8 protein-coding genes are annotated in these 8,241 nt (G+C 71.1%); 4 read left to right on the top strand and 4 right to left on the bottom strand.

Annotated elements, in window-relative coordinates:
• Positions 1-31: 31 nt before the first annotated feature.
• Positions 32-916, bottom strand: a complete 885-nt coding sequence (efeU, locus tag NBZ85_RS23605) for an iron uptake transporter permease EfeU (protein ID WP_261553851.1) — start codon at positions 914-916, stop codon at positions 32-34.
• 1,185 nt (positions 917-2,101) lie between these two features.
• Here efeU and NBZ85_RS23600 point away from each other — a divergent pair.
• Positions 2,102-2,755, top strand: coding sequence for an NUDIX domain-containing protein (locus tag NBZ85_RS23600; RefSeq protein WP_261562614.1), 654 nt, complete (start codon positions 2,102-2,104; stop codon positions 2,753-2,755).
• 129 nt (positions 2,756-2,884) lie between these two features.
• On the opposite strand, the gene mtnC is transcribed toward NBZ85_RS23600, so the two are convergent.
• Together mtnC and NBZ85_RS23590 are read right to left on the bottom strand one after the other, a co-directional pair.
• On the bottom strand, positions 2,885-3,595 hold the full coding sequence (gene mtnC / locus NBZ85_RS23595; protein ID WP_261553853.1) for an acireductone synthase: 711 nt from the start codon (positions 3,593-3,595) through the stop codon (positions 2,885-2,887).
• Positions 3,592-4,233: a 1,2-dihydroxy-3-keto-5-methylthiopentene dioxygenase gene (locus NBZ85_RS23590; protein ID WP_261553854.1), complete on the bottom strand. Its 642-nt coding sequence runs from the start codon at positions 4,231-4,233 to the stop codon at positions 3,592-3,594. Before NBZ85_RS23590 ends, mtnC begins: the two co-directional genes overlap by 4 nt.
• Before the next feature lie 96 nt (positions 4,234-4,329).
• Between NBZ85_RS23590 and mtnA the strand changes: the two genes are divergently transcribed.
• Positions 4,330-5,391, top strand: a complete 1,062-nt coding sequence (gene mtnA, locus NBZ85_RS23585) for an S-methyl-5-thioribose-1-phosphate isomerase (RefSeq protein WP_261553855.1) — start codon at positions 4,330-4,332, stop codon at positions 5,389-5,391.
• On the opposite strand, the gene mtnB is transcribed toward mtnA, so the two are convergent.
• Positions 5,384-6,121 carry a methylthioribulose 1-phosphate dehydratase gene (gene mtnB, locus NBZ85_RS23580; protein ID WP_261553856.1) on the bottom strand — a complete coding sequence of 246 codons (738 nt, stop codon included), beginning with the start codon at positions 6,119-6,121 and terminating at the stop codon, positions 5,384-5,386. The two genes, mtnA and mtnB, sit on opposite strands and share 8 nt — an antisense overlap.
• Positions 6,122-6,303: 182 nt before the next feature.
• Here mtnB and NBZ85_RS23575 point away from each other — a divergent pair, with 182 nt between their 5' ends.
• Together NBZ85_RS23575 and NBZ85_RS23570 are read left to right on the top strand one after the other, a co-directional pair.
• The gene (locus tag NBZ85_RS23575) at positions 6,304-7,080 is read left to right on the top strand and encodes an aquaporin (protein WP_261553857.1); all 777 of its coding nucleotides are present in this window, start codon (positions 6,304-6,306) and stop codon (positions 7,078-7,080) included.
• A gap of 301 nt (positions 7,081-7,381) precedes the next feature.
• On the top strand, positions 7,382-8,221 hold the full coding sequence (locus tag NBZ85_RS23570; protein ID WP_261553858.1) for a nitrilase-related carbon-nitrogen hydrolase: 840 nt from the start codon (positions 7,382-7,384) through the stop codon (positions 8,219-8,221).
• Positions 8,222-8,241: the final 20 nt, after the last annotated feature.

The raw sequence follows: 8,241 nt of genomic DNA, 5'->3' as shown, positions 1-8,241 counted from the left end.
CAGTCACGGGGGCGTGGTCACGGGGGCGTGGTCACGGCGCCGCGGGCGCCGGGTCGGTGGCCGGCGCTCCCTCGGTGCCCCGCCTCGCGGCGGTCGTGGGCCCGGCCGGTGGGCGACGACGGGCCGGCCAGGCGACGTAGGCGGCCAGCGGCAGCAGATACACCAGCCAGACCACGACCTCGGCGACCACGGGCCGTGGCTGCAACCCCAGCACCCCGGTCAGCACGCTTGCCAGCGGCGTACCCGGGCGGACCAGCCACGACAGGTCGAACGTCCGCTGTTGGCCGAGGTCGAGCCAGCCCGCCTCGTGGGCCGTGTGCGCCGCGGTTGCCAGCAGGCCGGCCGCGATCAGGACGAGGACGAAGCCCGTGACCCGGAAGAAGCGCGCCAGGTTGATGTGCACGCCGCCGCGATAGATGCCGAAGCCGACCGCTGAGGCCACCAGCACGCCGAGCAGTGCGCCGCCGCCGGCCGAGGCCGGCGAGGTGCTCGCGTTGAACGCGGCGATGAGGAAGACGGCCGTCTCGAAGCCTTCGCGCAGCACGGCCAGGAAGGCCATGAGCACCAGCGCGCGGGTCGAGCCGCTCTCCAACGCCGACGCCGTGGCCGACTCCAACGACCCTCGCAGATCCCGGGAGTGGCGGCGCATCCAGACCACCATGTACGTCACCATCGCCACCGCGATGAGCCCGATGACCGTCTCGAGCCCCTCCTGCTGGCGCTGGGGCAGCTCCCGGTCCAGGACGTGCAGCGCGATGCCGATGCCGAAGCAGAGCAGCAGCGCCAGCGACACGCCGATCCACACCTGGCGCAGGGCGTCCCGGCGATCTCGCTGCCGGAGGAAGGCCGCGACGATGCCGACGATCAGCGACGCCTCCAGGCCCTCCCGAAGACCGATCACAAACGTGGGGAGCAAATCCGGCCTCCGTCTCTGTTCGTCCGCAGCTTCCGGCATGTGCGGTCCGTCACCTGCGGTTAACCTCAGCTAAGTTAGGGCAACCTAACGGCGTTGGCAAGAGAACCAGGACGGATGGGGCGGGCCGGCCTCGTGCCCGGAGGGCCGCCCGGGCACGTCCGCCACCTGCGCGAACGATGATCACCCCAGGGTCGCGGCGCCGGCCGGCCCAGGACCTCCGCGCGCCCCCCCGCGGGGCAAAGGCGAAACGGTAGGTCCACCATTCGCATAAGCCAGTCACCACTGGTGCACGAATGGATCGCCATGGTGGCTTTCGTGGATCGTTTTGGCCCTGTGGTCGCTCAGGCGGGCGGATCAGGTGCGGCGGCCGGTCCGATGATTTGCGCTCGAGTGACCTCACCAAATCGCTCGACATGTGTATGAACCGGCGCGGATCATCGAGGATGACGGGAATCACATCGCCCCGGCGGTGGGCGGTGGATGTGTGGGGCCGGTCGGCATCCGTGGTCGGCTCGTCCCGAGGTGGGAGTGGCTCTCCGTGGTGGTCGTAGGGTCGTCGTCGGATCGGCCGATCGCCGGCGCGAGCGCGGTGGCCGGGCTGGTCGGACCCGGGTGCCGGCACACCCCGGGCCGAGGAGTGCATCCGTATCTGCGGGTCAATTCCGAAAAAAGTTCCGCATCTGCGTCGGCATTGATCAATATTATCCGCTGGTGAGGTGTGCTGCCTTCCGTTTCGGGGCGGCGTGGGGCGTCTCCGGCAGAGTCCGCCGTTCATCGCGGGCCGGTCGGAACGCGGGATTTTTCCGTATCGTCGTGAGTACCCGCCTTAGTTGGCGCACCAGCTCGTCCCGGATGCTCGGGACGCCGCAAGATGTCAACGAAATGAACGCGCGATCTCGTGGATTATGCTCGCCTGGAAGTTCATGCTTCCGGCGCGTGGACTTCCCCGAGGTCGCCGCGAATCGCTGGCGAGGTCGGCCATTTCGTGGTCGGGTATCGGTGATGCGGCTGCGCAGGCGGTCCGCTTCGTGGCTGCCGGCCTGATCGTCAGTCCTGTGCCAGATGAGGACGGACATGAATGAAGATCGCGAGAGTTCTAGGATGACGGACGGAAGCGGATCTCATAACGGAGCGCATGTCGTCGGACGCGAACAGCGTTCGCCGGAGGGGGCGGCGGACTATCCGGTGAACGGTGGAGTGCCCACCGTGACCCGCTCGGTCTCCGGTGGCGAGATCCCGCCCATGGCGAAGCCCTATGTAGCCGCCGGCGCCCTCTTCTTCGACGACGATGACCGGGTCCTGCTCGTGGAACCGTCCTACAAGCCCGGGTGGGACATTCCGGGTGGCTTTGTCGAGCCCGGTGAATCTCCGTACTCCGCGTGCGTGCGCGAGGTGGAGGAGGAACTCGGCATCACCCCGCCGATCGGCGAGCTCCTCGCGGTCGACTGGGCCCCGCGTCCCAAGGACGGCTGGTTGGAGGGGGAGATGCTGCTGTTCGTCTTCGACGGCGGACTGCTGCCCGCCTCCTGGCGCGAGCGTATCCGGCTCGACATGGACGAGCTCGTCAACTTCGCCTTCGTGCCGGTGGACGAGGTCGACCGGCTGCTCCCGCCGTTGCACGCCCGCCGCGTCTCCGCGGCCGCCCGCCTGCGGCGCACCCCCCGCCAGGCCGGTTACCTGGAGTACGGCGAGCAGATTCCCGTTCAGCCGATGACCTGTGGGGCAGCCGGGCGCGGCGCGTCGCGTCGCCCGCCCGGCCCGACATCCGAATCCGACCTTGCCGACTGGCCGTCCGATCTCGGCGCACTGTCCGCCAATGCCCGGGAGAGCCGCGGCTGAACCGGCTGCGGGTTGAACCGGCTGCGGGTTGAACCGGCTGCGGGTTGAACCGGAATCGACTGGGTCGGCCAGCGGCCCGGGTGGATCACGGGCCGGCCGGGGCGCGGCCGAGGCGATTGCGGGTAGCGCTCAGGCCGCGTCGATGGCCATCTCGGCGAACGACGTGACGCAACGGTGGCCGCCGGCGTCGCGGTGCGGCTCACCGGGGCGCAGGACGGCGATGGTCGAGAACCCGGCGGCCGCCGCGGCGTCGAGTTCGGCGGACACGTCGGACACGAACACCGCGCGCTGCGGCACCACGGCGAGGTCCGCGGCGATCCGGCGGTAGGCGGCTGGGGCGCGTTTGGGCCCGGCACTGTCGATGTCGAAGTACCCGTCGAACAGGCTGGTCAGATCGCCTGCCGGGGTCGCGGCGAACCAGGCCCGCTGGGCTCGGGTGGAACCCGAGGAGAACACCGCCAGCCGGACTCCCGCCCGGTGCCAGCGCCGCAAGGCCGGGGCGACGTCGTCGAAGAGCTGGCCGGTAAGCTCTCCGGCGGCAAAACCCGCAGCCCAGATCAGGCCCTGTAGCGCCTTCAGCGGCGCCGCCTTGCGGTCGTCGTCGCTCCACTGCGTCAACGTGGCCACGACCCGCTCCACCGGCGCGTCGGCATCGCCGAGCAGCGACCGGGCCTCGTCGACGATCCGGCGCACCTCGGGGTCGTCGCCGTGCTCGCGGACCCACGGCCCGAGTCTCGCCCGGGCGTACGGGAACAGGGTGCCCAGCACCGCGTCGGTGGCACTTGTCGTCCCCTCGATGTCGAGCAGGGCGAGCTCGGCGGTCAGGCGCGGCGGGCTCATGAGGCCGCCGCCGGCCTCCGCGTGGCCGGCTGGGCGTTGGCGGTGCCCGGCTGGGCGTTGGCGGCGGCCCGGCGGGCGAGGTCGTCGAAGTCCGGAATCCGGGTGGCGATGTCGCTGCCGGTGAAGGCGCCGACCCAGCCATCCGGTGCCCGGAAGAACCGGACCGCGGCGAAATCCGGATCGACGCCCATGTCGAACCAGTGGGTCGTCCCCTTCGGCACGCTGATCAGATCGCCGGCCTCGCACCGCACCGCCTGTACCCGGCTGCCGACGTGCAGGTAGAACACGCCGCTGCCGGCTGCAAAGAACCGAATCTCGTCGTCGGCGTGGGTGTGCTCGGCGAGAAAGCGCTCCCGCGCGGCGGCTGCCACCTCGCGCCAGTTCTCTGCCGTAGTCGGGTGCAGGGCGGCGACGTCGACGAGGACGAATCCCTCCGCAGCAGTCAGTTCGTCAATCCTCGAGCGGTAGGCGGTGAGGATTTCCTCGGTTCCGGCGCCGGCCGGCAGGCCGGATGCGAGCGGCCACCGCTCAAAACGCACGGCTATTCCGGCCAATACCGCCCTGATGCGCGCGGGATCGGTGGTTTCCTCGAGGAGGCGCGGCCGGGCTTCGGCCGCCCACGTCGTGAGATACGTCATCGCCTGTCAATGTTCCGCCGGGCCGGGGCGCGGGTCAAGGGCGACGCCCGGTGCTGCCGGGCGGGTGCATCTCGGCCGTTTCCCGGTGCGCGGCCCGTGAGTATCGGCTACCGTCCGATCATGGTGGATGCCGGCGGGCCCGAGCCGCGGCCGCTGGTCTGGACGGGCTCCTCACTGCGCCTGCTCGACCAGACCGCGCTGCCCGAGGCACTCGTCCACCTGGAGGTGGACGACCCGGACGAGCTGGTCGCCGCGATCCGCCGCCTTGCCGTGCGCGGGGCGCCCGCGCTCGGGGTCGCCGGGGCCTTCGGCGTCGCGCTCGCACTGCGCAGCGCCGAGCGCGAGGGCTGGGAGACCTGGCGGCTCGACGCGGCGCTGGGCCGGCTGCGGGCCGCCCGCCCGACCGCCCTGGCGCTCGCCGCCGGCGTCGACGCGGCCGCCCGGCGGATTCCCGACGGCATGTCGGCGGTGCTGGCGGTGGCCGAGCGGCTCGCCGTCGAGGACGAGACCGCCAACCGGGCGATCGGCCGGCACGGCGCCGACGGCGTGCTCGCCCGAACGACCCGGCGCCCCCTGCGGGTGTTGACGCACTGCAACACCGGCTCGCTCGCGACCGCCGGGTGGGGGACCGCGCTCGGCGTCATCCGAGAGCTGCACGCCCGCGGCGCGGTCGAGGTCGTCCACGTCGACGAGACGAGGCCGCTGCTGCAGGGCAGCCGGTTGACCGCCTGGGAGCTCGCCCGCGCCGGCATCGACTGCCGAATCCAGGCCGACAGCGCCGCCGCGGGCGCGATCCTGCGCGGTCTCGTCGACGTCGCGCTGGTCGGCGCGGACCGGATCGCCGCCAACGGGGACGTCGCGAACAAGGTCGGCACGGTCGGGATCGCGCTGGCCTGCGCCTACGCGGGCATCCCGTTCGTCGTCGCCGCCTCCCGCTCGACGATCGACCCGGGCACCCCGTCGGGGGCGGACATCCCGATCGAGGAGCGCGACGGCGCCGAAGTGCTCTCGCTTGCCGGCCGGGCGACCGCCCCGCCGGGCGTCCGCGGCTTCAATCCCGCGTTCGACGTCACCCCCGCCCAGCTGGTCAGCCTCCTCGTCACCGAGGACGGCGCCGAGCCGGGCGGCCCGGTCTCCACCGTCACCTCGGTCAGCTGACCGTCTGCTCGGCGGTTCGCACGGCCCACTCGCACAGCCACTCCACCGCTTCAGCTCGGTGCCGCACGGCGAGCAGGTCGGCGCCCCAGACGTACATCCCGTGCCGCGCGACGAGGGCCGCGGGCGTCGCCGGGTCCCACGCCGCGCTCATCCGCCCGGCGAGTACGGCCATGTCCTGACTGTTCGCAACGACCGGCAGCCGGACCGGATCCCCTTCGGCGGCGCGCCCGAGTGCCTTGAGCATCTCGTGGTCACGCAGGGTCAGCCCGTCCGGGAACCGGTCGGCGGCCAGCACCGAGGCGACCGTGTGCAGATGGACGACCGCCGCGGCCCCGGTCAGCCCGATCAGCCGGGCGTGTAGGACGGCTTCCGCGGACGGCCGCCGCGGACGATCGCCCGTCCGTGACTCGCCCGCCGACGGCGTCGCCGCCAGCCCGGTCGGCGTCCGTCCCGTCGGTACCCCGGCTCCGTCCAGCTCGACGACGTCGGCCGCGGTGAGGGCGCCTTTGTCCAGGCCGCTCGCGGTGACGAGGATCCGGATGGGATCCGTCCCAACGACCACCGAGAGGTTGCCGGAGGTCGCCCGCATCCAGCCGAGCCGCGCGTAACGCGCCGCCTCCTCGGCGAGTTCGGTGCCCGGTTCGAGCCCACTACTGCTACTGCTGGTGTCGGCGCTGCTGGCGTCGTCCCTGCCGCTGTTGTCGCCGGGCGCCGCCGGTGCTGTGGTCACGGGGCGAGTATGGGCGCGCGCCGGGACTGTCGCGGCGGATCCGGCCGGTCCGCCGATGGGTTAGCACATGATCATCTGGCAGGGTTGGAGACTCTGTGGAAGCATTCACGTGCTTGGAGTAACTGAATCGACATGTCTGCCGGCTGCCGCCGGGGCGGTCTCGGCGACGGAGGGGGTGTCGTGTGCGTAGGTACCTGGTCGAAGTTCTCGGAACGTTCGTGCTGGTTCTCGGCGGGGTGGGGACGGCTGTGCTGGCGCGTGACTACGTGGGCGTGCTCGGGGTCGCGCTGGCATTCGGCCTGGCGCTGCTCGTGTTGGTATACGTGATCGGGCCGATCTCCGGTTGCCACGTGAATCCGGCGGTGACCCTCGGGATGTTGCTGTGCCGGAAGATCGAGCCACGGCACGCGCTGGGTTACGTGGCGGCGCAGTGCGTGGGCGCGATCGTCGCCGCGGGGACGGTCTGGCTGCTCGCCGACGCGGGACCGGTCGGGTATTCGGCCGGAGTACAGGGGCTCGGCGCCAACGGCTATGGCGTGCACTCGCCGGGCGGCTACGGCCTCGGTGGCGTCTTCCTCGTCGAGATTCTGCTCACCGCGCTGCTGGTGTTCACGGTGCTCGGCGCGACCGACGTCCGGGCGCCGTTCGGCTTCGCGGGCCTCGCGATCGGTCTGGTCCTCGCCCTGTGCCACCTGGTCAGCATCCCGCTCGACGCCACCTCCGTGAACCCGGCCCGCTCGCTGGGCCCGGCCGTCTTCGTCGGGGGTTGGGCGCTCGGGCAGCTCTGGCTGTTCATCCTGGCGCCGGCGATCGGCGCCGCCCTCGCCGCGGCCGTCTACCTCGGGCTGCATCCGGGACAGCAGGTCAGCGCGTCCACCGCGGAAGCCGAGCTGCCGCAGGAGTCGCTGCGCCGGATCGCGCAGGAGACCGCCCGGCTCATCCGCGGTGGGGTGGAGTAGCCCCAAGCGCCTGAGCGGCGCCGCCGAGGTCCAGCCCTGGGCGGCGTTCGTCCCCCGCCTGCAACAAATGGTAACAACAGGACGATTGTCCGGGTTGAAGTGTGACAGTAGTCTGCGGTCACGCAAAACTGAGCCTCCGGCGTGCGCGGACCGGCGACGGGGTACGGCAAATGACGCCGGACCGACCCGTGACGGCGCGCGGAAGCGGCCCCGGCAAACCTGCCACAGCAGATTTCTACGACAGATCGCCAGGGCGAACACCCGGCGGGCCAGATGGTCAGGCGACAGGGGTGGTGCAGGCATGTCAAGGGTGATTCGAGCCGCTCTCGTCCAGGCTCGCTGGACCGGCGACAAGGAAACGATGATCAAGGCGCACGAGGAGTACGCCCGATCCGCCGCCGCCGACGGGGCGAAGGCGATCTGTTTCCAGGAGCTGTTCTACGGCCCATACTTCTGCCAGGTGCAGGACCCCGCCTACTACGCCTACGCCGAGTCGATCCCCGGGCCGACGACCGAGCGTTTCCAGGCGTTGGCCGCCGAGCTCGGCATGGTCATCGTGCTGCCGATGTACGAGCAGGAGCAGCCTGGGGTGCTGTACAACACCGCGGCCGTCCTCGACGCCGACGGTCGCTATCTCGGCAAGTACCGCAAGACCCATATCCCGCATGTGACCGGGTTCTGGGAGAAGTTCTACTTCCGGCCGGGGAATCTGGGATTCCCGGTCTTCGACACCGCGATCGGGCGTGTCGGCGTCTACATCTGCTACGACCGCCATTTCCCCGAGGGCTGGCGGGCGCTCGGCCTGAACGGCGCCGAGATCGTGTTCAATCCGTCGGCGACATCCCGGGGCCTTTCCAACTATCTGTGGAAACTGGAGCAGCCGGCCGCGGCGGTCGCCAACGAGTACTTCGTCGGCGCCATCAACCGGGTCGGGATCGAGGATCTCGGCGACGACGACTTCTACGGGACGTCCTACTTCGTCGACCCCGAGGGCACCTTCGTCGAGGGCACCGGCGACGCGCACGAGCCCGAGCTGATGGTCCGCGACCTCGACCTGGACCTGCTGGCCGAGGTGCGCAACCGCTGGGCCTTCTACCGGGACCGGCGGCCGGACACCTACGGCGACCTCACCGCCCCCTGACCCCTCACCGCCCACTGAAC

Origin of the sequence: Frankia tisae, assembly GCF_025403405.1 — a bacterium.
In the GTDB taxonomy this organism is placed as follows: Bacteria; Actinomycetota; Actinomycetes; order Frankiales; family Frankiaceae; genus Frankia; species Frankia tisai.
This window is presented reverse-complemented; position numbering and strand designations above follow the sequence as displayed.

Excerpts from the sequence above, each read along its gene's own strand:
- mtnC (WP_261553853.1), bottom strand. The coding sequence starts at position 3,595 with ATGAGCCCGCCGCGCCTGACCGCCGAGCTCGCCCTGCTCGACATCGAG.
- NBZ85_RS23590 (WP_261553854.1), bottom strand. The coding sequence starts at position 4,233 with ATGACGTATCTCACGACGTGGGCGGCCGAAGCCCGGCCGCGCCTCCTC.
- NBZ85_RS23570 (WP_261553858.1), top strand. The coding sequence starts at position 7,382 with ATGTCAAGGGTGATTCGAGCCGCTCTCGTCCAGGCTCGCTGGACCGGC.